We start from the raw sequence: 24055 nt of genomic DNA, 5'->3' as shown, positions 1-24055 counted from the left end.
ACCCCTACGTCAAGGTCAAGGCCGCGACCGCCCTGGCCCGCAAGAAACTCGGCATGCGCTACCGCATGGCGGTCGTGCCCCTGGATCCCTCACCTATTCGCGGCAGCCACGGTCGACTTCCGGCGAGCGACGACGACGGTCCGCTCCTCATCTGCTCCACCCCCCGTGCTGTCGGTGACCACCTCGCGGCCACCGATGTGAAGTCGCTCCTGCTCCAACTCGCCGGTCTCACCTGAGGGGTGAACCCCTCCGGCCCGACTGGTCCCCAGTGAAGCACTCACCACTGACAACGCCCCGTCCTCACGAGGAGTTCCAGCATGAGCCGCACCTCCGGAACCGATCCCGAACTCAGCCACCGCCTCAGCAGACGCGGCATGCTCGGTGTGGCCGCCGGCACCACCGCCGCGGCCCTGCTGGGCACCGCGGCGACCCCCTCCTCGGCCGCCGCCGGCGCCGGGACCGCCGCCGATGCCGCGGGCCGCGGCCGCCCCGTCCTGCCGCCCGGCAGGCTCGGCATCCAGCTCTACAGCCTGCGCGACAAGGTCTCCACCCTCGGCTTCGCCGCCGTCTTCGCCGAACTGGAGAAGTACGGCTACGACGAGGTCGAGTTCGCCGGCTACACCCAGGGCTCGGCCGGCCCGATCACCCTCGCCCAGCTCAAGCGGCTGGCCCGCAACCACGGCCTGAACCCGATCGGCAGCCACGTCGGCTACTACGCGAGCGACCCCGACGCCTACACCTTCGCCCAGAACCTCACCAAGGTCCTCGACGACGCCCAGGCCCTCGGCCTCAAGCACATCGGCACCGCCTCCGGGCCCTTCCGCTACGGCTCGACCGTCGACGCCTGGAAGCGCGCTGCCGAGGAGTTCAACACCTACGGAGCGGCGGCCAGGGCGCGCGGCATGAAGTTCTACCAGCACAACCACTCCGAGGAGTTCTCCTTCGCCACCGACAACCCCAGGGTCCGGCTCTACGACGTGCTGCTCGCCGAGACCGACCCCGACCTCGTCTTCCTGGAGATGGACATCTTCTGGGCGTACTCGGGCCAGTTCCGCTTCTCCAAGCGGCCCGACGGCACGCCCGCGCCCTTCGACCCCCTCGACTACGTGCTCCGGCAGCCCCACCGCTACCCGCTCTTCCACGTCAAGGACGGCGTCAGTGACCCGGCGAACACCTACGGCTACCGGATGGTCGACGTCGGCGACGGGGACATCGACTACCGGCGGTTCATCTCCGGTGTGACCCGGCTGCGCGGCGAGCGGCTCGCCCACCACTGGCAGGCCGAGCACGACAACCCGGCCGAGTCCTTCACCTTCGCCCGGCGTTCGAGCGAGCACCTGCACTCGCTGCGGGAGAAGTGCTGACGGTTCCGCGCACCCACGCGCGAGGAGGCCCTCCCCGCGGCGGGGAGGGCCTCCTCGGTGGACGCGGCCTCGGAGTCGGTCACCTGGTGGTGGGGACGGTGTGCGGCGTCGGACGGTTCGGAGAACCGTTCGCTGCGGACGGGTCTGCTGTCATCTCAGGCCGTGTCCTCGCCGAGCGGTTGCGGGTTGGGAACGAGGCGCTTCTTTTCGTTGTCGCGTCCCGGCGGGCTGAGGAACAGGGCGACGAAGCCGGCGAAGAACGAGATGGAGCCGGCCAGGATGAAGGCGCCGTTGAGGCCCCAGGCCGCCACCACGACGGCTCCCATGCCGGAGCCGAGGCCGGAGACCAGCTTGGAGCTGTACACCATGCCGTAGTTGGTCGCGTTGTTGTTCTCCCCGAAGTAGTCCGCGGTCATCGCCGCGAACATCGGGAAGATGGCGCCGCCGCCGAAACCGGAGATCGCGGAGAAGATCAGGAACAGCGGCAGGTTCTTCATCTCGGCCGACCAGATGATGCCGAACTGGGCGAGGCCGAGAATCACACAGACGTACAACAGGCATTGCTTGCGGCCGTACAGGTCGGAGAGCCAGCCGATGACGCCGCGTCCGGTGCCGTTGACGACCGCCTTGAGGGACATGGCGGTGGCGACGATCCCGGCGGCGAATCCCGCGTGCTCGCCGATCTCCACCTGGAAGGCGATACCGAAGATGTTCACGCCCGAGGTGCAGGCGAGACAGAACCACATGAGGGCCACGCGGCCGGTCCTCCACGCCTCCACGGGGCTGTACTGGTGGACGGCCGGCGGGTTCCTCTCCAGGGAGCGGCGGGCCCGGGGGTCGTCCGGCGGATTGAGCGGGTCGATGTGGGGCGGCCACCAGTTCTTCGGCGGGTCCTGGAAGAAGAACCCCGCCGTGGCCACCATCAAGGCGAGGAACACGCCGACCGAGATGAGGATGACCCGGAAGTTGGAGAGGTCCATCACCGTGCTGAACAGGAAGACGAAGGGCACCGAGCCGTAGGCGAAACCGCCGTTGACGAACCCGGTCTTGCCGCCCTTGCGCTCCGGATACCACTTGCCGACCATGTTGACGCAGGTGGCGTACACCATGCCCGCGCCCATTCCGCTGAACATGCCGAAGCCGATGAAGGCGAGCAGGACGTGCGGCGCGTAGGCCAGGGACAGATAGCCCATCAGCGTGCCCGCCGCGCCGAGCATCATCGCCCACCGCGCGGGCAGTTTGCCGGTCTCCCGCAGCCGTCCCGCGGGGAAGGCCACCGCGGCCTGGAAGAACACCCAGACGCTCAGCATCCAGAAGATGCTGCCCTCGGACCAGTGATGCGCCTGGTGGATCGTCTCCTCGGCGGACGCGAAGGCGTATTCGGCCGAGGAGATGCCCATCATGCCCACCCAGGGCAGGATGACCATCCACTTGCGTTTGCGGCCCATGATGTCGATGTCGGACTCGCCGACGCGGTAGACGCGTCCGTTCTTGTCGGTCACCTCCCGGTAGACGGCGACCTGTGGAACGTCAGTGGTTGTCACTTTAATCGCACCCCTTGCGTCGAAAGATCTGGCCAGCGCCCCCTGTCCAATGCCTTTCGTGTGCGCACGGGCCCTGGGGTCGGCCGACGCGCACCGTCGGCCGACCCCGTCCCCCCTCACCTCATGAACCGCCCCCCAACAGTCCCGCCGCCCGCGCCCAGCGGTACTTCGCGCCGAGCACGGCCACCGGCCTCTCGGTCGTGTACGGATACGCCACGACCCCTCGCTCGTAGAGGTACTGGCAGGCCTGCTCGACCTCGACGTCGCCCGCGAGCGACGCCACCACCGGCTTCTCGATCCCGCGCTCGCGGAACTCGGCCACCACGCGCGCGGTGAGCTCGGCGAAGACCATGGGGGGAGTGACGATGGTGTGCCAGTAGCCGAGGACCAGCGCGTGGATGCGCGGATCCGTAAGGCCCAGCCGGATGGTCGCCTCGTACGTCGACGGCGGCTCGCCACCGGTGATGTCGACCGGGTTGCCCGCGGCCCCGAAGGGCGGGATGAACTTGCGGAAGGACTCGTCCAGGTCGGGCGGGATCTCCATCAGGGTGAGGCCGTTGTCGGTCACGGCGTCGGAAAGCAGCACCCCGCTGCCGCCGGCCCCGGTGATGATCACCACGTTGTCGCCCTGGGGGGTGGGAAGCACCGGCAACGCGCGCGCGTACTCGAGCATGTCGTGCAGGCCGGGCGCGCGGATCACTCCGGCCTGCCGCAGGATGTCGTCGTACACCGCGTCGTCGCCCGCGAGCGCCCCGGTGTGCGATCCGGCCGCCTTCGCTCCGGCGGCGGTCCGGCCGGCCTTGAGTACGACGACAGGCTTCTTCGGTACGGTCGCCCGCGCGGCCTCGACGAAGGCGCGCCCGTCCTTGAGGTCCTCCAGGTGCATCGCTATGCACTCGGTGTGCGGGTCCTCACCGAACCAGGTCAGCAGGTCGTCCTCGTCCAGGTCCGACTTGTTGCCGAGGCCGACGATCGCCGACACGCCCGTTCTCGTGGTGCGGGCGAACCCCAGGATGGCCATGCCGATGCCACCGGACTGCGAGGTCAGCGCGACGCCGCCCTTGACGTCGTACGGCGTGCAGAACGTGGCGCACAGGTCCTGCCACGTGGAGTAGTAGCCGTAGATGTTCGGCCCGAGCAGCCGGATGCCGTGCCGTTCGGCGATGGCCACGATCTCGGCCTGGAGCTCGTGTTCGCCGGTCTCGGCGAAGCCGGAGGGGATCAGCACGGCGTTCGGGATCTTCTTGCGTCCCACCCCCTCCAGGGCCGACGCCACGAACTTGGCGGGGATCGCGAAGACCGCCACATCCACCTCACCAGGAACGTCCGTGACACTCTTGTACGCCTTGCGGCCCAGAATGTCATCGGCCTTGGGGTTCACCGGATGGATCTCCCCGGCGAAGCCGCCGTCGACGAGGTTGCGCATCACCGAATTGCCTATCTTCCCCTGCTCGTTGGAGGCGCCGATCACGGCGACCGAGGAGGGCTGCATCAGACGGCGCATCGAGGTGAGGATCTCGTCGCGGGTGTACGTGCGGCGAGATGGCGGCTGCTTCTCGGCGAGGATCACCCTGATGTCGGCAGCGACCGCGGCCTCCGGGGTGGCGATGACCGGGTTGAGGTCCACCTCGGCGATCTCGGGGAAGTCGGCGACGAGTTGGGACACCCGGCGGATCTGCTCGGCCACGGCCCACCGGTCCACGGCCGCCTGGCCGCGTACCCCGCGCAGGATCTCCGCCGCCCGGATCGAGTCCAGCATCGACAAAGCCTCGTCGGCGTCGACGGGGGCGAGCCGGAAGGTGACGTCCTTGAGGACCTCGACCAGCACCCCGCCGAGCCCGAAGGCGACGACCTTCCCGAACGTCGGGTCCGTCACCGCGCCGACGATGACCTCCTGCCCCTTGGGTAGCAGCTCCTGGACCTGGACGCCCTCGATGTGCGCGGACGCGTCGTACGCCCGCGCGTTGTCGATGATCCGGTGGAACGCGGCCCGTACGTCGGCGGCGCCCTCCACTCCGACGATCACTCCGCCGGCATCGGTCTTGTGCAGGATGTCCGGGGAGACGATCTTCAGCACCACCGGTCCTGCGAAGCGCGCCGCGTAGGCCACCGCCTCCTCGACATCGGTGGCGAGCTCCTCGCCGGGTACGGCGATCCCGTACGCGTCGGCGATCACCTTGCCCTCGGGCGCGGTCAGCGCGGTGCGTCCTTCTGCCCGTACGGAGTCGAGGAGCGCGCGCACCCTCAGCCGGCGGTCTTCGGCCATCACGTCAGATCACTCCGTTCGACTTGAGCAGGCGCAGCTCCTCGTCGCCGAGGCCGAGCTCTTCGATGAAGACCTCTTCGTTGTGCTGGCCGAGCAGGGGTGAAGTGGTCACCTCCACGGGGGAGTCGGACAGCTTCAGCGGGCTGCCGACGGTCACGAAGTCGCCCCGCTCGGGGTGCGGCACGGTGACGACCATCTCGTTGGCGACCAGCGAGGAGTCCTCGATGATCTCCTTGGTGGAAAGGATCGGGCCGCACGGGATGTTGTGCGCGTTGAGCCTCTCCAGGACCTCCCACTTGGGCAGGGTGGAGGACCACTCCTCGATCAGCTGGAACATCTTGTTCAGCTGGGGCAGCCGGGCCTCCGGTGTGGCCCACTCGGGGTCCTCGGCGAGTTCGGGCCGGCCGATGAGCTCACTGATCGGCTTCCAGCCGACGGGCTGCACGATGACGTACACGTAGTCGTTGGGGCCGCCCGGCGCGCACTTCACCGCCCAGCCCGGCTGGCCGCCGCCGGACGCGTTTCCGGACCTGGGAACCTCGGTGCCGAAGTCCTCGTTGGGATATTCAGCGAGGGGGCCCTGTGCCAGTCGTTGCTGGTCCCGCAGTTTCACCCGGCACAGGTTGAGTACGGCGTGCTGCATGGCCACGTTGACCCGCTGCCCACGCCCGGTGTGCTCGCGCTGGTACAGCGCCGCGAGTATCCCCGCCACGGCGTGCACCCCCGTCCCCGAGTCCCCGATCTGGGCCCCCGTCGCCAGCGGCGGCCCGTCCTCGAAACCGGTGGTCGACATCGACCCGCCCATGGCCTGGGCGACGACCTCGTACGCCTTGAAGTTGGTGTACGGGCCGTCCCCGAACCCCTTGATGGAGGCATAGACGATCCGCGGATTGATCTCCTGGATGCGGTCCCAGGTGAAGCCCATCCGGTCCACCGCACCCGGGCCGAAGTTCTCGACCATGACGTCGGAGCGCCGGATCAGCTCGGTGAGGAGTTCCTTGCCGCGCTCGGTCTTGGTGTTGAGGGTGATGCTCCGTTTGTTGCAGTTGAGCATCGTGAAGTAGAGCGAGTCGACGTCCGGGAGGTCGCGCAGCTGCTTGCGCGTGATGTCCCCGGTCGGCGCCTCCAGCTTGACGACGTCCGCGCCGAGCCAGGCGAGCAGCTGCGTCGCGGAGGGCCCGGACTGGACGTGCGTCATGTCCAGGACGCGGATGCCCGCGAGGGCCTTGGCCTGCGTGCCAGTCATGGGAGTCACCTCACTTGTACATGGTCTGGTTCATGGTTCCGGGGGCGTACGCGTCGGGGTCGACCCAGACGTTGATCAGCGACGGCTTCCCGGACTCGCGGGCGCGCCGCAGCGCGGGACCGATGTCGGCGGGGTCGCGGACCTCCTCGCCGTAACCCCCCAGCATCTGGGCGAACTTGTCGTAGTGGACGTCGCCGAGGGTGTTGCCGACGCGCTCGCGTGCCTCGCCGTACTTGGCCTTCTGGCCGTAACGGATCTGGTTCATGGAGGAGTTGTTGCCGACGATGCCGACGAAGGGGAGGTCGTAGCGCACGAGGGTCTCGAAGTCCCAACCGGTGAGGGAGAAGGCGCCGTCGCCGAAGAGGGCGACCACCTCCTTGTCCGGTCGGGCCTGCTTGGCGGCGAGCACGAAGGGGACACCGACGCCGAGGGTGCCGAGCGGGCCCGGGTCCATCCAGTGGCCGGGCGACTTGGGCTGCACGACCTGGCCGGAGAAGGTGACGATGTCGCCGCCGTCGCCGATGTAGACGGAGTCCTCGGTGAGGAAGTCGTTGATCTCGCTCACGAGCCGGTAGGGGTGGATGGGGGAGGCGTCGGAGCGCAGTTGCGGCAGCCGCTTCTCGAGCGCGGTCTGCTCGGCCGAGCGCAGCTCGTCCAGCCACTCCTTGCGCTTGGAGGCGCCGCCGTTCAGGCGCCCGGAGGCGGCCTCGGTCACCGCCTTCAGCACCAGGCCGGCGTCCCCGACGATGCCGAGGTCGATGTCGCGGTTCTTGCCGACGGTGCGGTAGTCGAGGTCGATCTGCACGACGGTCGCGTCCGGGGACAGCCGCTTGCCGTAGCCCATGCGGAAGTCGAAGGGCGTGCCGACGATGACGATGACGTCGGCGCCGGAGAAGGCGTACCGGCGGGACAGCTGGAAGTGGTGCGGGTCGCCCGGCGGCAGGGTGCCGCGTCCGGCGCCGTTCATGTAGGCCGGGATGTTGAGGGTGCGCACCAGCTCGATGGCGGCCTCGGTGCCCCGGGTGGTCCACACCTGGCTGCCCAGCAGGATGGCGGGCTTCTCGGCGTGCACCAGCAGGTCGGCGAGCTTCTCGACCGCCTCCGGGTCGCCGGCGGACCGGGTGGAGGCGCGGTAGGCGCCGGGCCGCGGCACCCGGGCCTTGGCGGTGGGCACCTTCCCGTCGAGGACGTCCCGCGGGATCTCCAGGAAGGAGGGACCGGGCGCGCCGTGGTAGCACTCGCGGAACGCCATGGACACCATGTCCGCCGCGCGCGCCGTGTCCGGCACGGCCGCCGCGAACTTGGTGATCGGGGTCATCATGTCGACGTGCGGGAGGTCCTGGAGGGACCCCATCTTGTGCTGGGTGAGGGCGCCCTGGCCGCCGATCAGCAGCATCGGCGACTCGGCGCGGAAGGCGTTGGCGACGCCGGTGACGGCGTCGGTCGTGCCGGGGCCGGCGGTGACGACGGCGCAGCCGGGCTTGCCGGTGATGCGGGCGTAGCCGTCGGCGGCGTGCGCGGCGACCTGTTCGTGGCGCACGTCGACGACCTCGATGCCCTCGTCGACGCAGCCGTCGTAGATGTCGATGATGTGGCCGCCGCACAGGGTGTAGATGCGGTCGACCCCCTCGGCCTTGAGGGCCTTGGCTACGAGATGACCACCGGAAATGACGTCCTGGGTGTCGTCGGGCATGGCGAAGTCCTGTCCCTTCGTAGGGGGTTGGAACGGCTCTCGCGGTACATTGCATACAGTCGACGAATACTGTATGAAGCTTGTTATCCCGCATCCGGTGGGTGGTGTCCAGGGGGCGTGCGGCACTTTTGAGTCAGGAGCCGGAATGGACCTGTACGAGCACCAGGCAAGGCAACTCTTCGAAGAACACGGCATCTTGGTGCCGAGGGCCGAGGTCACGGACTCCGCCAAGGAGGCGCGCGAGATCGCTCGCCGGCTCGGCGGGCGGGTGGTCGTCAAGGCGCAGGTGAAGACGGGCGGTCGGGGCAAGGCGGGCGGAGTGAAGCTCGCCGCCGACCCGGCCGCCGCCGAACTGACGGCCCGCCAGATCCTCGGCATGGACATCAAGGGCCACCGCGTCGACACGGTGATGCTGGCCCAACCCGTGGACATCGAGGCGGAGTTCTACGTCTCCTACGTCCTCGACCGCGCGGCCGGCCGCTTCCTCGCCATCGCCTCCGCGGAAGGCGGCATGGAGATCGAGGAGGTCGCCGCGAGCAGGCCCGAAGCCGTCGCCCGCGTCCACATCGACCCGGCCGAGGGCGTCACCTCGGCGAAGGCGGGCGAGATCGCACGGGCCGCCGGACTCCCGCCGCAGACCGTCGACGTGCTCGTACGGCTGTGGGAGGTGCTGGTCCGCGAGGACGCCGTGCTCGTCGAGGTCAACCCGCTCGTCCGTACCCGGCAGGGGCGGATCCTCGCTCTCGACGGCAAAGTCACCCTCGACGACAACGCAGGCTTCCGGCAGATACGTTGGGGAGCGGAGGCCGAGGCACACGACGACCCCCTGGAGGCGGCCGCCGCGGCGAAGGGCCTGAACTACGTCAAGCTCGACGGCGAGGTGGGCGTCATCGGCAACGGCGCCGGCCTGGTGATGTCGACGCTCGACGTGGTCGCCGGCTGCGGCGCCCGCCCCGCCAACTTCCTCGACATCGGTGGCGGGGCGAGTGCCCAGATCATGGCCGACGGGCTGTCGGTCATCCTCTCCGACCCCGCCGTGAAGTCGGTCTTCGTGAACGTCTTCGGCGGGATCACCGCCTGCGACGCGGTCGCCGACGGCATCGTGCGGGCCCTGGACACCGTGCGGTTGACCAAACCGCTCGTCGTCCGCCTCGACGGCAACAACGCCGCCCGTGGCCGCGCCATCCTCGACGAGCACGCCCATCCGCTGGTCCAGCAGGCCACCACCATGGACGGCGCCGCCCGCCGAGCCGCCGAACTCGCCACCACGGCCTAAGGAGACGGGACACCATGGCGATCTACCTCACCAAGGAGAGCAAGGTCCTCGTCCAGGGCATGACCGGCGGCGAGGGCATGAAGCACACCCGGCGCATGCTCGCCGCCGGCACCAACGTCGTCGGCGGCGTCAACCCCCGCAAGGCCGGCCGCACCGTCGACTTCGACGTCCCCCCGGGCCTCGAGGGCCTGGGCGGTGCCCCCACCGCCGTGCCCGTCTTCGGCTCGGTCGGCGAGGGCATCGCGGAAACCGGCGCGGACGTCAGCGTCCTGTTCGTGCCGCCCGCCTTCGCCAAGGCCGCCGTCACCGAGGCCGCCGACGCCGGCATCGGCCTCGCCGTCGTCATCACCGAGGGCATCCCGGTGCACGACTCCGTGGCCTTCACGACGTACGCGCAGGCCAGGGGCACGCGTGTCATCGGGCCCAACTGCCCGGGCCTGATCACCCCCGGCCAGTCCAACGCGGGCATCATCCCGGCCGACATCACCAGGCCGGGCCGCATCGGCCTGGTCTCCAAGTCCGGCACGCTCACCTACCAACTTATGTACGAACTCCGCGACATCGGCTTCTCGACCTGCGTGGGCATCGGCGGCGACCCGGTCGTCGGGACGACCCACATCGACTGCCTCGCCGCCTTCCAGGACGACCCCGACACCGAGATCATCGTCCTCATCGGGGAGATCGGCGGCGACGCGGAGGAACGCGCCGCCGCGTACATCCGCGACCACGTCACCAAGCCCGTCGTCGGCTACATCGCCGGATTCACCGCCCCCGAGGGCAAGACCATGGGCCACGCGGGCGCCATCGTCTCGGGCTCCTCCGGTACGGCCGCCGCCAAGCAGCGGGCCCTGGAGGCGGCCGGAGTGCGGGTGGGCAGCACCCCGACGGAGACCGCCAAGCTCGTACTCGCCCGTCTCGAAGAGCAGAGGTAAGCCGCGTACCACCGCCCCCGACTGTGCACCGAGAGCGGAGCAACCCATGGCAACCACCCTCACCCTCAAATCCGGCACCTCCTGGGCCGACGCCTGGCAGCGCTGCCTGACCGTCGCCCCCGAGGCCTTCCGTGACGACCGCGTCCTCAACCTCTGGAACGGCACCTGGCAGGCGGACGGCCGCGCCCTGCCCGCCACCAGCCCCGTCGACGGCAGCCCCATCGCGGGTCCGCCACGCCTGGACGGGGCCACGGCCCAACAGGCCGTACGCGCCTCGCTCGACCAGCACCGGGCCTGGCGGCACATCCCCCTCGACGAGCGCCGTGCCCGGGTCGCGGCCACGCTCGACGCCCTCACCCGGCACCGCGAACTCCTCGCGCTGCTGCTGGTCTGGGAGATCGGCAAGCCCTGGCGGCTCGCCCAGGCCGACGTCGACCGGGCCATCGACGGCGTGCGCTGGTACGTCGACGGCATCGAGCCGATGCTCGACGGCAGGGCCCCGCTCGACGGACCGGTGTCCAACATCGCGAGCTGGAACTACCCGATGAGCGTGCTCGTTCACGCGGTTCTGGTACAGGCTCTGGCAGGCAACGCGGTCATCGCCAAGACCCCGACCGACGGCGGCGTCTCCTGTCTCACCCTGGCCTCGGCGCTCGCCGCCCGCGAGGGAATACCCGTCACCCTCGTCAGCGGCAGCGGGGGCGAGCTGTCCCAGGCGCTGGTCCGGGCGCCCGAGATCGGCTGCGTCTCCTTCGTCGGCGGCCGCGACACCGGCGCCGCGGTGGCCACGGCCGTCGCCGACCTCGGCAAGCGACATGTACTCGAACAGGAGGGACTCAACACCTGGGGCATCTGGAACTACACGGACTGGGACGCGCTCACCGCGGTCGTGCCCAAGCTCTTCGACTACGGCAAACAGCGCTGCACGGCGTACCCGCGCTTCGTCGTCCAGCGAGCGCTGTTCGACGAGTTCCTGGCGGCGTACCTCCCGGCGGTGCGTACGCTCAGGGTCGGCCATCCGCTGGCCGTCGAGCACGCCGATGACCCCTGCCCGGCGCTGGACTTCGGTCCGGTGATCAACGCGGCCAAGGCCAAGGAGCTGCACGACCAGGTCGCCGAGGCCGTCGACCGGGGTGCCGTGCCCCTGCACCGCGGCAGCCTGTCCGAAGCGCGCTTCCTGCCGGGCCAGGACACCTCGGCCTACGTCCAGCCCGTCACGCTGCTGGGGCCGCCGCCGTCCTCGCCCCTGCATCACGCGGAGCCGTTCGGGCCGGTCGACACCATCGTCCTGGTCGACACCGAGGCCGAGTTGCTGGCGGCGATGAACGCCTCCAACGGGGCGCTCGTGGCCACGCTCTCCACGGACGACCGGTCGGCCTTCGACCGGCTCGCCCCGCAGATCCGTGCCTTCAAGGTCGGCCACGGCAAGCCGCGCTCCCGCGGCGACCGGGACGAGCTGTTCGGCGGATTCGGCGCGTCCTGGCGCGGTGCGTTCGTCGGCGGCGAGCTGCTGGTGCGCGCGGTGACGCGGGGGCCGGCGGGGGAGCGGCTGCCGGGCAACTTCCCGGAGTACCAGCTCATGCCGTAGGGGCGGGCCTTCCCTGTGAAGGGGGTGGTTCGGGGACAGCGCATGGTCAGTGACGAACCTCCGGCGTCCCCCGACCCACCCCCTGCTGACCTGGGAGGACCGCACCGTGCTCACCCCAGGGTGACTGCCTTGTCGCTCTTGGTGAAACCTTCCCCCGGGACCTCCCCAGACCGCCCCGGGCCAAGAGAAACGCAGGTGAAGGGCGCTCCGAAAGCTTGGTATGGTTGTCCATGTCGCCGCGGGGAACACCCCCGGCAAGGCGGCAGACACCTAGTCCGGGTGGCGGAATGGCAGACGCGCTAGCTTGAGGTGCTAGTGCCCTTTATCGGGCGTGGGGGTTCAAGTCCCCCCTCGGACACCAGCTGAGACCCCTGTCCACCAGGGGTCTTTCGCTTTTCCCGGGCGGTCGTGCTCCGCTACGGCACCCCGAGCTCGAACAGCACGTACCCCGCGTACGACCCGGAGGCCACCGCCGCGACGCCGAGCGGCCAGCACATCATCACGGGGCTGAGGCGGCCGAGGGCGAAGGCGAGGGGGAGGAAGAGGGGGAACGCCGGGAGCAGGTAGCGGGAGACGTTCGCGAAGATCTGCTGGCTGCCGAGGATCAGCGCCATGGTGAGCACCGTGTAGACCACCAGGACCGCTGGTGGGCGGCGGCGCAGGAGCAGCCCGAGCATCGTGAAGCCGAGCAGGACCGTACCGACGCCGACCACGTCCGCGAACGGGTAGGCGAAGAGGTAGTCGAAGTGGCCGACCGGGACGGACGTGAGGACGTCCAGGGTCTGGTCGCCGTAGTCGAAGGTGTGCGCCCAGGCACCGTCCTGGAGCTTGAAGTATCCGCCGTAGTCGCCCATCTCGTGTCCGACCCAGCCCAGATAGCCGATCAGGCCGAGCGGTGCCACGGCCAGCGCGAGCAGCGGTCGTAGGAGTCCCTCCTCCTGGCGGTGCCGGTGCAGGGCGAGGAGGACGGCGACCGCGAGGGCCACGATCAGTGCGCCGGCGGTGGGACGGTTGAGGCCCGCGAGGCACGTCAGCGAGCCGGCGGTGAGCCAGTCGCGGTTCGTCATCGCGTGGCAGGCCCAGGCGGCGAGGGCGACGTAGAGGGAGTCGGAGTAGACCGACCACTCCACGCCGGAACCGGGCCACACCGCCCACAGCCCGGCCGCGGCCAGCCCCGTCCGCCGGTCGCCGAGGCGCTCCGCGACCCTGAAGATCCCCAGGGCCGCCGCGAAGGAGGCGACGACGGAGACCAGCAGCCCCGCGCCGTACGAGCCCAGGCCGGTGACCTCGGAGACCAGGCGCATCAGCGCCGGATAGAGGGGGAAGAAGGCGGCCGAGTTGCCTTCGAGGGTGATCAGGCCGGTGGCGCCGGGAACCTCGACGAGCGCCGGGTCGTAGCCGTGCTCCGCGATCTGCCGGTACCACCAGCCGTCCCACGTGGCGAGGACGTCCCAGGGGTGTGCGCCGCCGCCGAAGCGGGGGTGCTTCTCGCGGAAGTCGCCGGCGGAGTGCAGCAGGAACAGGAAGACGGTGAAGCCGGTCAGCTTGAGGGCGCCGTAGAGGACGAGTATGGGACCGTAGCGTTCGAGGAAGCGAGGGCGTCGGGGGCGCAGGTCTTCCGAGAGGCGGGCGTTCCAGGCCGTGGTGGCGGTCATCGGGTGGCCCCCGTGCGGAACACCCAGGCGCGGAAGAGGAGGAAGCGCAGGAGGGTCGCGGTGAGGTTGGCGGCGATGAGCACGGCGAGTTCCGTACCGCGCGAGGCGCCCGGTGTCGTCAGGTGCAGCGCGGCCAGCGCTCCGGAGGTCAGCGTCAGCCCCAGGGCGAAGACCAGCAGGCCGCGGGCATGGTGCCGCAGTGTTCCGTCGCGGCCGCGCAGGCCGAAGGCGAACCGCCGGTTCGCGGCCGTGTTGGCCACCGCGCACACCAGGAGCGCCAGCGCGTTGGCGGCCTGCGCTCCGGTCGCCGGGCGCAGGGCGGCGTACAGCAGCAGATGCGCGACCGTGCTGACGGCGCCGACGAGACCGAACCGCACCAGTTGCGGGAGCAGCCCGTGCCGCGTCCCGTCGGACGGCAAGGTGCCGCGCGCCAGAGCCGTGCCGATCCGGGCGATGCCGCGCAGGTCGGCGAGGGCGGTGGCGACGATGTCGACCCTGCTGTCCGGGTCGTCCACCCAGTCGACGGGCACCTCGTGGATGCGCAGCCCGGCCCGTTCGGCGAGCACGAGCAACTCGGTGTCGAAGAACCACTCCTCGTCCCGCACCAACGGCACCAGCCGCTCGGCGACTTCACGCCGTACCGCCTTGAACCCGCACTGCGCGTCCGAGAACCCGACGGCCAGGGTGGAGCGGAGCAGGGTGTTGTAGCCGCGGGAGAGGAACTCCCGCTTGGGCCCGCGAACGACCCGCGAACCGGGTGCGAGGCGGGTGCCGATGGCGAGGTCCGAGTGCCCGGAGATGAGCGGCGCGACGAGCGGGAGCAGCGCGGCCAGTTCGGTCGACAGATCGACATCGACGTACGCCAGGACGGGCGCCGACGACCGTGACCAGGCCGCCCGCAGGGCCCGGCCCCGCCCCTTCTCCTCCAGCCGCAGCCACTCCGCCTCCGGCAGTTCGCGGGCGAGGCGGGCGGCGATGCGGGGCGTGGCGTCCGTGCTGGCGTTGTCGGCGACGGTGATCCGGAAGGCGTACGGAAAGCCCGCGCGCAGGTGGGCGTGGAGCCGGCGCACACCGCGCTCGAGGTCCGCCTCCTCGTTGAAGACGGGGACGACGACGTCCAGGACCGGAACGCGGGGGTCGACGGATATCGGCCGTCGGGCGGGGTCGGGCTCCCGCCGCGTTCGCTGTTTCGTCATGGTTCGTCCTTGTCTGTGCTGTGGAACAGGGCATGCCGAAGGCAGCCGGGGCGGGCAGGGGTGGCCCAAGGGGTGGTTCAGACGGAGTGGTTCAGGGCGTCTCGGTCACGGGGGCCGATTGCGTGGCCGAGTACGAGGGCGGCGCCGTGGTCGACGAGGTGTCCCCGGATGTCGGGGGTGCCGCGGAGTCGGTGGAGTCGGTGGAGTCGGTGGACGTCGGCGGCGCCGAGCTGTCCGTGACCGAACCGTCCGTGGACGCGGGCGGCCCGGAGGTACTCGTGGATTCCGGCGGCTCCGGGGTGCTGGTGGAAGAGGGCGGCTCCGAGGTCGGAGTCGAGGTCGGCGTCGAGGTCGGCCCGGGCGCGGTCGAGGCGGACACCGGCGGCGGCGAGGTGGGTTCGACCTGCCGGCCTCCGTCCGGCCGGAGCAGGAAGGCGAGGGCGAGCGCGGCCACCGCCAGGACCGAACCGGCGGCGTTACGGGCCGCGCGCAGCCGGCGCCGGGTCCGTACCGCCTCGTGGAGGCGTTCGCGCTGGCTGGGCTCCAAGGGGCGGTACTCCTGCGAGGAGCGCATCATCTGTGCGAGCTGCCGTTCGAACTGGTCCATGGCTCCTCCTCACCCCACCGGCTCGATGACGTCGGCCAGGAGCTGTCGCAGCCGGGCGACACCGCGCGAGGCGTGCGAGCGCGCGGTGCCCGCCGGACAGCCCAGCGCCTCGGCGACCTGCCGGTCGGGCAGGTCCTGGTAGTAGCGGAGCACGACGGCGGCCCGCTGCTTGGGCGGCAGTTGGGCAAGCGCGGTCTCCAGCCGTGACCGCTCGGCGACGACCGCGGACACATCGCCGGGCAGCGCCACCTCGGGCACCTGCTCGACGGGCCGTTCGCCCCACCACCGGCGTCGGGCCGAGCGTGCGGCGGCGCGTGCCATGATCTGGCGGACGTACGCCTCGGGTGCCTCCTCACCGACCTTCGCCCACGCGAACCAGAGCTTGACGAGGGACTCCTGGAGCAGGTCCTCGGCGCGATGCCGGTCCCCTCCGGTGAGCAGGCGCGCGAGATGGAGCAGCCCGGACCACCGGGCCGCCACGAAATCGTCGAACTCACCGTCCCGAGTCCGTTGCATCCACCTGTCCCCGTTGTTCGCCGGTCACCTGCACCTGTGAGAAGGCCTTGAGACCCCCGAAACGCTGCACCCGCGGCAGGTGATCTGAGTCACAGCTCTACGCCCGGAGCGGGGCGGAGGCGCCGAGGGGGCAGGCGGGCCATGGTGGAGGAAAGAGCCGGTGATCATGCCGCCAGCTTTATTGCATATGATGTGCAAGTGCGTGATTACCACATCAGGACGGCGGGCCCGGCCGATGTGGACGGTGCTCGGAGCGTCATGCTCGACACCGTCTACCGGGACTTCGGCAGCGGGTACGTGCCCCGGTGGCATCGCGACATCGTTGATCCGCAAGGGGCCTACACCGCGCCGGAGCGGCACGCCCTTCTTGTCGCCGTCGAGGCGGCGACGGGTGAGGTGGTCGCGACCGGTGCGCTCGACTCGCGCGGGCCCGCTCATCCACCGAACCCCAGGGAGCTCGCCGAGCGGTATCCCTCGGGACCGACCGCGCAGCTGCGGCGGATCTATGTGCGGCCCGAACACCGGCGCCGAGGGCTGGCCCGGCGGCTCGTCGAGGAGTTGCTCGACTTCGCTGTCGCGGACGGCGGTTACCGGGCCGTGTATCTGCACACCGATCCCCGGGTCCCGGGGGCCGAGGCGTTCTGGCGGTCCCTGGGGAAAGTCGTGTGCGACGAGAGGGAGGCGCCCGGTGGCGGGCAGGGCATTGTGCACTTCGAGATACCGCTGAAGCGGTGACCCGAGCGCGCGCCGGTTTCGTCCTTCCCTCGCCCCGTGGCTCGTTGCGCTACAAGTCTCGTGCCCGCGGCCGGTTACGTGGTCCTGCGCACGCTCGGCCAGATGCCGGTGGCACCGGCCGCGCGGGTCCTGGGGGCACTGGCTGGTCCTGGCCGCCGTACCGTTGGCGGCGGCTGTGCTGCTGCCGCGTCAGACCGCGACCAGCTCCTCCGTCTTGACGACCTCCTGGACCCGCGAGCGCCGCCACAGCCACAGCACGTCCCGCCCGAACGACCAGACCAGCGCCGCCAGCGCGGTGGCGACGACGCCGAACTCCACCGGGCCCGGCAGCACACCCGATGCGGCCAGCAGCAGGAACACGCCCTGGAGCGCGGCCACGGTCTTGCGTGCCGTGCTGGGCGGCAGCGGGGCGTTGAGCCACGGCCAGAAGCGGGCGGCGGCGACGAAGCCGTAGCGCATTCCGCCGATGAGCAGCACCCACAGGCCCTGCGCCATCGAGACGTACACGCTGAGCACCAGGATCAGGAAGGCGTCGACCTCCATGTCGAAGCGGGCGCCGAGCGCGGTCGAGGTGCCGGTGCGGCGGGCGACCTTGCCGTCGACGCCGTCGAGGATCAGCGCGACGGCCGTCAGGCCGACGAGCAGGGTGAGCGGCGGCGGGCTCTGGAAGGAGTCCGCGACGAGGGCGGTCACTCCGCCGACGAGGATGGAGCGGCCGAGGGTGACCCGGTTGGCTGGGCCGAAGGAACGCAGGCGGGAGCGGTGCAGGGCCCGGGAGAGCACGGCCCAGGTGGCGACCGCGAAGGCGAGTCCGGTCAGCCAGCCCGCGGGCCCCATGCCGATCCCCGTGCCGAGCAGCGCCAGCACCAGGATCTGGACGCCCGCGCCGAGCGCCGTCTCCTGTTGGACCAGCCTCGCGTCATACGTGTTGTTCAGGGCCACCGAACATCCTCCGGCCGTGTGACAGAGTCGATCAACGCCGCGTACTGTGCGCGGCCTGTGCACACCTCGGTACGTGAACTACTTCCCGATCGTTCAGGAGGATGCGGATGAAGCCACCCGCACGCGCGTTCTGGCTCAGCAGTCCGGGTGAAGGTGAGCTCCGGGAGGTCACCCTTCCGGCCCCGGCCGAGGGGGAGGTGCTGGTCCGCGCGCTGTACTCCGGGGTGAGCCGGGGCACCGAGACGCTGGTCTTCCGCGGCGGCGTGCCCGAGAGCCAGCACAGCGCGATGCGGGCGCCGTTCCAGGAAGGCGACTTCCCGGCGCCGGTGAAGTACGGCTACCTCAGCGTCGGCGTGGTCGAGGAGGGCCCGGCCGACCTCGTGGGCGACACGGTCTTCTGCCTCTATCCGCACCAGACGCACTACGTCGTCCCGGCCTCCGCCGTGACCCGGGTCCCCGCGGACGTGCCCGCCGAACGGGCCGTCCTGGCCGGCACCGTGGAGACCGCCGTCAACGCGCTCTGGGACGCGGCGCCCCTGATCGGCGACCGGATCGCCGTGGTCGGCGGCGGCATGGTCGGCTGCTCGGTGGCCGCGCTGCTGGCCCGGTTCCCGGGCGTGCGGGTCCAGTTGGTGGACGCCGACCCGGCGCGGGCGAAGACCGCCGAGGCGCTCGGCGTGGACTTCGCGCTGCCCCGGGACGCACGAGGCGGGTGCGACCTCGTCGTGCACGCCAGCGCCACCGAGCAGGGCCTCGCCCGCTCCCTCGAACTGCTGTCCCCCGAAGGTACGGTCGTCGAACTGAGCTGGTACGGCGACCGCCGGGTGAGCCTCCCGCTCGGCGAGGCCTTCCACTCCCGACGGCTCGTCATCCGCAGCAGCCAGGTCGGCACCGTCTCCCCGGCCCGTCCCGGCCGCACCTACGCCGACCGGCTCGCCCTCGCCCTCGAACTCCTCGCGGATCCCGCCCTCGACGCCCTGGTCACGGGGGAATGCGCGTTCGAGGAGTTGCCCGAGGTGCTGCCGAGGCTCGCGTCCGGCGAGATTTCGGCCCTGTGTCACCGCGTGCGGTACCCGGCGGGCGCCTGACCTGAGAAAAGAGTGAGAGACGGCTGAACAACGGGAAGCGAAGAGCCGTACTACTCCACATCCCCGGCACGATCAGCCGGGGATCAGACGCGCCGCACCTGGAGGGTCGTCCGTTGTTCAGCATCACCGTCCGCGATCACATCATGATCGCCCACAGCTTCCGCGGCGAGGTCTTCGGGCCCGCGCAGCGTCTGCACGGAGCGACGTTCCTGGTGGACGCCACGTTCCGGCGCGAGCAGCTGGACGAGGACAACATCGTCGTCGACATCGGGCTCGCCACCCAGGAGTTGGGCGCGGTCGTCGCGGAGTTGAACTACCGCAACCTCGACAACGAACCCGACTTCGCGGGAATCAACACCTCCACGGAGTTCCTGGCCAAGGTCATCGCCGACCGGCTCGCCGAGCGGGTGCACAAGGGGGCGCTGGGCGAGGGCGCCAGGGGTCTCGCCGGAATCACCGTCACGCTGCACGAGTCGCATGTCGCCTGGGCGAGTTACGAGCGTGCCCTGTGACCGAACTGACCGAGGCGCCCGATCGGAGCGCCGACCGGGCGCGGTTGACGTATGTGCCCGTGCAGCACTCCGTCCTGAAGAACGCCGAGATCGTGCCCATGTCCCTGCGCTCCGTGCACTTCGTCCTGCCGGGGGGCGTCGACGACCCGGCCGCGCCGAGCGGCGGCAACGCCTATGACCGGCGGGTGAGTCTGGATCTGCCCGGCTTCGGCTGGCAGGTTCACCAGCACGCGGTGGCGGGGGAGTGGCCCCGGCCGGGCGGGTCGGCCCGGGAGGAACTCGCCCGCACTCTGGCGGAGTTCCCGGACGGCACGGTGGTGCTGATGGACGGGCTCGTCGCGTGCGGGGTGCCCGAGATCGTCGTACCCGAGGCGCAGCGGCTGCGGCTCGCGGTGCTGGTGCATCTGCCGCTGGGCGACGAGACGGGCCTGTCGGCGCAGGTCGCCGCGGACCTCGACGCCCGGGAGCGGGCGGTGCTGCGGGCGGTGCCGGCCGTGATAGCCACCTCCGACTGGGCCGTACGGCGTCTGGTCTCCCACCACGGCCTCGCCCCCGAACGGGTCCATGTCGCCGCCCCCGGCGCCGACATCGCCCCCCTGGCGTCCGGCACCGACGGCGTCTCGCGGCTGCTGTGCGTCGCCGCGGTGACCCCGCGCAAGGGCCAGCACCGGCTGGTCGAGGCGCTCGCGGCGGTCACCGACCTGCCGTGGAGCTGCGTGTGCGTGGGCGGCCTCGGCCAGGACCCGGAGTACGTGGCCGGACTGCGGGACCTGATCGGGAAGTACGGCCTCCAGGACCGACTGGTGCTGGCGGGACCGCAGGCGGGTGCCGAACTCGACGCCAGCTACGCGGCGGCCGACCTGATGGTCCTGACGTCGTACGCGGAGACGTACGGCATGGCCGTGACGGAGGCGCTGGCGCGGGGCATCCCGGTGCTCGCCACGGACGTAGGCGGCCTGCCCGAGGCGGTCGGACGCGCCCCCGACGGCGGGGTGCCCGGCATCCTCGTCCCGCCGGAGGACCCCGCCGCCCTCGCCGCCGAACTGCGCGGCTGGTTCGGCGAGGCGGACGTACGACGCCGGCTGAAGGCGGCCGCGCGCGGCCGCAGGGCCGCCCTCGACGGCTGGGCGACCACGGCCCGCAGCCTGGCCGCGGTACTGGGCCGACTGCCGAACGAGCCCAGGAGGGCGGCATGAGGAAGACGGCGGCGACAGATGGCACCGGGTGGATTCCGGGACAGCCGGGACCGAGGGACACGGCGACGGAGGAGCAGCGCACCGCGGTCGAGCGGGTCCGGTCGGCGGGGGAGCGGCTGCGCGCCGCAGGGGAGGGGCCCGGGCCCGAGGGCGGTGACGACCTCGTGATCCCCGGCGCCGGGCCCGCCCCCCGCCCCGGTGAGCGGCCCACGCTCAAGCTGCGGGAGGACGGTCCCGAGGAGCCGCCGCGGTACGCGCCGGAGTGGCTGGAGCTGCGGGAAGGGCCCGACGGGGACGCGCGGGCGCACGAGTTGCTCGATCCGCTGCGGATCCGGCTCGCCAACATGCCGCGCCGCTCCCGCGGATTCGTCATCCACGACCTGGGCTGCGGCACCGGCTCGATGGGCCGCTGGCTCGCGCCCCGGCTCGACGGCGCCCAGCACTGGGTCCTGCACGACCGTGACCCCTACCTCCTGCACTTCGCGGCCGTGGCCTCCCCGCGCGCCGCCGCCGACGGCAGCCGCGTCACCGTCGAGACCCGGCGCGGTGACGTCGCCCGGCTCACGCCCGACGGCCTGTCCGGGGCCTCGCTGGTGACGGCCTCCGCGCTGCTCGACGTGCTCACCCGGGAGGAGATCGAGACCCTGGTCGCCGCCTGCACCGGCGCGGGTTGTCCGGCGCTGCTGACACTGTCGGTCGCCGGACGCGTGGATCTCACCCCGGCCCACCCCCTGGACGGGGAGATCGCCGAGGCGTTCAACGCCCACCAACGGCGTACGGACCTGCTCGGACCGGACGCGGTCACGGTGGCGTGCGAGGAGTTCTCCGCGCGCGGCGCGACCGTACGGCTGCACCCGAGCCCCTGGCAACTCGGCCCCGCCGAGGCCGCGCTCACCGCGCAGTGGCTGCGCGGCTGGGTCGGCGCGGCGGTGGAACAGCGTCCGGACCTGCATGAACCCGCCGAACGCTACCTGCGCGAGCGGTTGGCGGCCTGTGCGGCGGGCGAGTTGCGCGTCGTCGTCCACCACACCGACCTGCTCGCCCTGTCCCGCCCGGCCGACGGAGCGACCTCATGAGCGCGGAGGCGGTCGGGGCGGCGAGCGGAACCCGGCTGTGCACGGGCGCGACCGGCCCGGCGACCCGCCGTGCGGGCACGCAGGCACGCGGGGCGGCGACCGGGCCCTTGGTCAGCCGTGCGTCGGTGGACCACGCCGTGCGCCGCCCGACCTCCCTCTCCCTTCCGGTGGCCGTCCTCGTCCCCGGCCCCCTTCCGCCCGACGCGACCGCCCCGGCCGAACCGTCGGCGGCCCCCCGCCCCCGAAAGAACCTCCGCACCCACCTCGGCACCCTGGCTGGCATCGCCATCCTCGCCGTGCTCATGTGGCGTCTGGGCACCGGCGTCTTCCTCGACGGGCTGCGCAGGATCGACGCCCCGGCCGTGCTGGCGGCCGTGGGGATCGGGGTCGTCACCACCGTGTTCAGCGCCTGGCGCTGGCAGTTGGTGGCCCGGGGGCTGCGGATCCGGTTGCCGCTCGGCGCGGCCGTCGCCGACTACTACCGCGCGCTGTTCCTCAACGCGGCACTGCCCGGCGGTGTCCTCGGCGATGTGCACCGGGCGGTACGGCACGGCCGCAGCGCCGGTGACCTCGGCCGCGGCGTGCGGTCCGTCGTCCTCGAACGGGCCGCCGGGCAGATCGCGTTGGCCGTGATCGGTGTCGTGGTGCTGCTGACCATGCCCTCGCCCGTGCGGGACGAGACCCGGCACATCACCCCGCTGCTCGCGCTCGCCACCCTCGGCGCGCTCGCGGTCGTCCTCGCGCTGCGGATGAACCGGCCGTCCCCCACCGGCCGTCGGCGCTTCCTGCGCGAAGCCCGGGAGGGGCTGCTGACTCCCGGCGTCGCCGTGTCGTCCGTCGTCGTGCTGGCCGGACACCTCGCCACGTTCGTGCTCGCGGCCCGTGTGGCCGGCGCCGGTGCCTCCGTCGCCGTTCTTCTGCCGCTGGCCGTGCTCGCCCTGCTCGCGATGAGTCTGCCGCTGAACGTGGGCGGTTGGGGGCCCCGGGAGGGCGTCACCGCCTGGGCGTTCGGCGCCGCCGGGCTCGGCGCGGGCAGCGGGCTCGCGGTGGCCGTCGTCTACGGCGTGCTGTGCCTCGCGGCGAGCCTGCCCGGTGTCGTGGTTCTGGTCCTGCGGTGGTGGGAGGGCTACCGTGCGGACGAGCCGTCCCCCGAATCCGAGGTGAGCAACGCGAAATACGCCCCGAAGGAATCCGCCAGGCTCGCCAGGAGTTCCTTCCCCTTTTCCGCCGAACCCAGTGAAGGGCGCCCGATGACACCCGAATCGGTATAGCCGGACATACCGAGGGAGAGCAGATGCCGGCGGTCGTCAGCGACGAAATCCGCGGTCTCGTATCCGGGTCGCAGCATTTCCGGATGAGTGTGCAGAAGAACGGAGGTCTCGATTTCTCCCGCGTGCATGTCGGTGAGGAGCGAGGTGGTCACCCCGGCCCGTTCCCGCGCCGACTCCCAGTCCTCCGCGGCCGGGAACAGCGCGATGCGCTCACCGCGCGCGGAGGACTCCTGAACGACGTTGCCCAGCACGTAGTTCCCGCCGTGGCCGTTGACCACCACCAGCGCGTCCACCCCCGAGCGGCGGAGCGAATCCGCTATGTCCCGTATCACCGCATGAAGGGTCACCGAGGAGATGCTGACGGTCCCCGGCCACGCCGCGTGCTCGTGCGAGCAGGAGATCGTCACCGGAGGAAGGAGGTGCACCGGGTACGCGGCGGCGATCTCCCGGGCGACGGCACAGGCGACGAGCGTGTCCGTGGCCAGCGGCAGGAAGGGGCCGTGCTGCTCGAAGCTTCCGACGGGAAGGACGGCGACCTGCCGTGAGACGCCCGCTCCGCGCGTCCGCACGTCTTCCGTGGTGTCCGTCGGCACCAGACCGGGTGCCGACCGCGTTCCCGAACCACTCATCTTTTCACGGCCTTTCGTCTCTGCTTAGGAACCAGATCATGACAGAAACAGTTGGCGTACTCGGAAAGAAGTCCCCGAAGCGCACCGGCGTGGAACGCATTGTGAATGCTCCGCTGCCCACGGTGTACGGGGAATTCCGCGCGGTCGGCTACCTCGACCACGACCGCGGTGACGAGCAAGTGGCCCTGGTCCACGGTGACATCGGCACCGAGGACGTCCTCACCCGGCTGCATTCGGAGTGCCTGACCGGGGACGCGTTCGGCTCCCAGCACTGCGAGTGCGGAGACCAGCTGGCCTCCGCGCTGCGCGCGGTCGCCGCCGAAGGACGCGGTGTCGTCGTCTACTTGAGAGGGCACGAGGGCCGGGGCATCGGCCTGCTCGCCAAGCTGCGGGCGATGGCTCTCCAGGCGGAGGGCCTGGACACGGTGGAGGCGAACCTCGCCCTCGGCCTGCCGGTCGACGCCCGCGACTACGGTGTCGCCGCCCGCATACTGGACGACCTCGGCGTCCGGTCCGTCCGGCTGATGTCCAACAACCCACGCAAGCGGGAGGCGCTGCTGGAGCACGGCATCACGGTCGCCGAGCAGGTGCCGCTGCTCATCCCGCCGTGCGAGAGCAACATCACCTATCTGCGGACCAAGCGGGAGCGCCTGGACCACCATCTGCCCCATCTGGACGCCGTGGCGCACTGGTCCTGATTCAGTCGCGGGCCGCCGGGACAGG

Annotated in this window: 20 protein-coding genes, 1 tRNA gene and 2 pseudogenes; 13 read left to right on the top strand and 10 right to left on the bottom strand. The window is 71.2% G+C overall.

What is annotated here, in order from left to right:
* A pseudogene (locus ACWDRW_RS13045) lies at positions 1 to 236 on the top strand (alkaline phosphatase family protein); the annotation flags it as partial.
* Positions 237 to 317: 81 nt separating this feature from the next.
* Positions 318 to 1364: a sugar phosphate isomerase/epimerase family protein gene (locus tag ACWDRW_RS13040; RefSeq protein ID WP_451722690.1), complete on the top strand. Its 1047-nt coding sequence runs from the start codon at positions 318 to 320 to the stop codon at positions 1362 to 1364.
* A 155-nt stretch (positions 1365 to 1519) separates the two neighbouring features.
* On the opposite strand, the gene ACWDRW_RS13035 is transcribed toward ACWDRW_RS13040, so the two are convergent.
* From ACWDRW_RS13035 to ACWDRW_RS13020, 4 genes are all read right to left on the bottom strand, one after another.
* Positions 1520 to 2908, bottom strand: a complete 1389-nt coding sequence (locus tag ACWDRW_RS13035; protein ID WP_451722688.1) for an OFA family MFS transporter — start codon at positions 2906 to 2908, stop codon at positions 1520 to 1522.
* A gap of 121 nt (positions 2909 to 3029) precedes the next feature.
* Positions 3030 to 5174 carry an acetate--CoA ligase family protein gene (locus ACWDRW_RS13030; protein ID WP_451722686.1) on the bottom strand — a complete coding sequence of 715 codons (2145 nt, stop codon included), beginning with the start codon at positions 5172 to 5174 and terminating at the stop codon, positions 3030 to 3032.
* A 4-nt stretch (positions 5175 to 5178) separates the two neighbouring features.
* A complete protein-coding gene (gene frc, locus ACWDRW_RS13025) occupies positions 5179 to 6420 on the bottom strand; it encodes a formyl-CoA transferase (protein ID WP_451722684.1) in 1242 nt (413 codons plus the stop codon).
* Between the two features lie 10 nt (positions 6421 to 6430).
* Entirely contained in the window at positions 6431 to 8113 is a 1683-nt protein-coding gene (locus ACWDRW_RS13020) for a thiamine pyrophosphate-binding protein (RefSeq protein WP_451722682.1), read from the bottom strand.
* A 145-nt stretch (positions 8114 to 8258) separates the two neighbouring features.
* Here ACWDRW_RS13020 and sucC point away from each other — a divergent pair, with 145 nt between their 5' ends.
* The 4 genes from sucC (at position 8259) to ACWDRW_RS13000 (ending at position 12270) form a co-directional block, all read left to right on the top strand.
* Positions 8259 to 9389 (top strand): ADP-forming succinate--CoA ligase subunit beta, encoded by a 1131-nt coding sequence (gene sucC / locus ACWDRW_RS13015; protein ID WP_451722680.1) that lies wholly within the window; start codon positions 8259 to 8261, stop codon positions 9387 to 9389.
* Positions 9390 to 9403: 14 nt separating this feature from the next.
* Positions 9404 to 10321: a succinate--CoA ligase subunit alpha gene (gene sucD, locus ACWDRW_RS13010; protein WP_451722678.1), complete on the top strand. Its 918-nt coding sequence runs from the start codon at positions 9404 to 9406 to the stop codon at positions 10319 to 10321.
* A 46-nt stretch (positions 10322 to 10367) separates the two neighbouring features.
* Positions 10368 to 11909, top strand: coding sequence for an aldehyde dehydrogenase family protein (locus ACWDRW_RS13005; RefSeq protein WP_451722676.1), 1542 nt, complete (start codon positions 10368 to 10370; stop codon positions 11907 to 11909).
* Positions 11910 to 12182: 273 nt separating this feature from the next.
* Positions 12183 to 12270: transfer RNA gene (locus ACWDRW_RS13000), tRNA-Leu, on the top strand.
* A gap of 55 nt (positions 12271 to 12325) precedes the next feature.
* Here the strand turns inward: ACWDRW_RS13000 and ACWDRW_RS12995 are convergent.
* From ACWDRW_RS12995 to ACWDRW_RS12980, 4 genes are all read right to left on the bottom strand, one after another.
* The gene (locus ACWDRW_RS12995; protein ID WP_451722674.1) at positions 12326 to 13564 is read right to left on the bottom strand and encodes a glycosyltransferase family 39 protein; all 1239 of its coding nucleotides are present in this window, start codon (positions 13562 to 13564) and stop codon (positions 12326 to 12328) included.
* Positions 13561 to 14760 carry a glycosyltransferase gene (locus ACWDRW_RS12990; protein WP_451722673.1) on the bottom strand — a complete coding sequence of 400 codons (1200 nt, stop codon included), beginning with the start codon at positions 14758 to 14760 and terminating at the stop codon, positions 13561 to 13563. Before ACWDRW_RS12990 ends, ACWDRW_RS12995 begins: the two co-directional genes overlap by 4 nt.
* Positions 14761 to 14851: 91 nt before the next feature.
* Positions 14852 to 15367, bottom strand: a complete 516-nt coding sequence (locus ACWDRW_RS12985) for a hypothetical protein (protein WP_451722671.1) — start codon at positions 15365 to 15367, stop codon at positions 14852 to 14854.
* Between the two features lie 9 nt (positions 15368 to 15376).
* Entirely contained in the window at positions 15377 to 15883 is a 507-nt protein-coding gene (locus tag ACWDRW_RS12980; RefSeq protein WP_451722669.1) for a SigE family RNA polymerase sigma factor, read from the bottom strand.
* Between the two features lie 198 nt (positions 15884 to 16081).
* On the opposite strand from ACWDRW_RS12980, the gene ACWDRW_RS12975 reads away from it, so the two are divergent.
* Positions 16082 to 16618, top strand: a complete 537-nt coding sequence (locus tag ACWDRW_RS12975) for a GNAT family N-acetyltransferase (RefSeq protein WP_451722668.1) — start codon at positions 16082 to 16084, stop codon at positions 16616 to 16618.
* A 189-nt stretch (positions 16619 to 16807) separates the two neighbouring features.
* Here ACWDRW_RS12975 and ACWDRW_RS12970 read toward each other — a convergent pair whose 3' ends face one another.
* Positions 16808 to 17560: a CDP-alcohol phosphatidyltransferase family protein gene (locus ACWDRW_RS12970; protein ID WP_451722667.1), complete on the bottom strand. Its 753-nt coding sequence runs from the start codon at positions 17558 to 17560 to the stop codon at positions 16808 to 16810.
* A gap of 107 nt (positions 17561 to 17667) precedes the next feature.
* Here ACWDRW_RS12970 and ACWDRW_RS12965 point away from each other — a divergent pair, with 107 nt between their 5' ends.
* From ACWDRW_RS12965 to ACWDRW_RS12945, 5 genes and pseudogenes are all read left to right on the top strand, one after another.
* Entirely contained in the window at positions 17668 to 18648 is a 981-nt protein-coding gene (locus ACWDRW_RS12965) for a zinc-dependent alcohol dehydrogenase (protein ID WP_451722665.1), read from the top strand.
* A 113-nt stretch (positions 18649 to 18761) separates the two neighbouring features.
* Positions 18762 to 19160 carry a 6-pyruvoyl trahydropterin synthase family protein gene (locus ACWDRW_RS12960; protein WP_451722663.1) on the top strand — a complete coding sequence of 133 codons (399 nt, stop codon included), beginning with the start codon at positions 18762 to 18764 and terminating at the stop codon, positions 19158 to 19160.
* The gene (locus ACWDRW_RS12955; protein WP_451722662.1) at positions 19157 to 20356 is read left to right on the top strand and encodes a glycosyltransferase family 4 protein; all 1200 of its coding nucleotides are present in this window, start codon (positions 19157 to 19159) and stop codon (positions 20354 to 20356) included. Before ACWDRW_RS12960 ends, ACWDRW_RS12955 begins: the two co-directional genes overlap by 4 nt.
* On the top strand, positions 20353 to 21432 hold the full coding sequence (locus tag ACWDRW_RS12950; RefSeq protein ID WP_451722660.1) for a class I SAM-dependent methyltransferase: 1080 nt from the start codon (positions 20353 to 20355) through the stop codon (positions 21430 to 21432). Before ACWDRW_RS12955 ends, ACWDRW_RS12950 begins: the two co-directional genes overlap by 4 nt.
* Positions 21429 to 22448 (top strand): annotated as a pseudogene (locus ACWDRW_RS12945) (lysylphosphatidylglycerol synthase transmembrane domain-containing protein); the annotation flags it as partial. The gene ACWDRW_RS12950 and the pseudogene ACWDRW_RS12945, both read left to right, overlap by 4 nt.
* Before the next feature lie 110 nt (positions 22449 to 22558).
* Here ACWDRW_RS12945 and ACWDRW_RS12940 read toward each other — a convergent pair.
* A complete protein-coding gene (locus tag ACWDRW_RS12940) occupies positions 22559 to 23332 on the bottom strand; it encodes a creatininase family protein (RefSeq protein ID WP_451722658.1) in 774 nt (257 codons plus the stop codon).
* 38 nt (positions 23333 to 23370) lie between these two features.
* On the opposite strand from ACWDRW_RS12940, the gene ribA reads away from it, so the two are divergent.
* Positions 23371 to 24030: a GTP cyclohydrolase II gene (ribA, locus tag ACWDRW_RS12935; RefSeq protein ID WP_451722656.1), complete on the top strand. Its 660-nt coding sequence runs from the start codon at positions 23371 to 23373 to the stop codon at positions 24028 to 24030.
* Positions 24031 to 24055: the final 25 nt, after the last annotated feature.

The sequence above is a fragment of the Streptomyces sp. NPDC003635 genome, assembly GCF_053587635.1.
The sequence above is the reverse complement of the archived record's forward strand: the minus strand, read 5'-3'. Positions and strand labels throughout refer to the sequence as shown.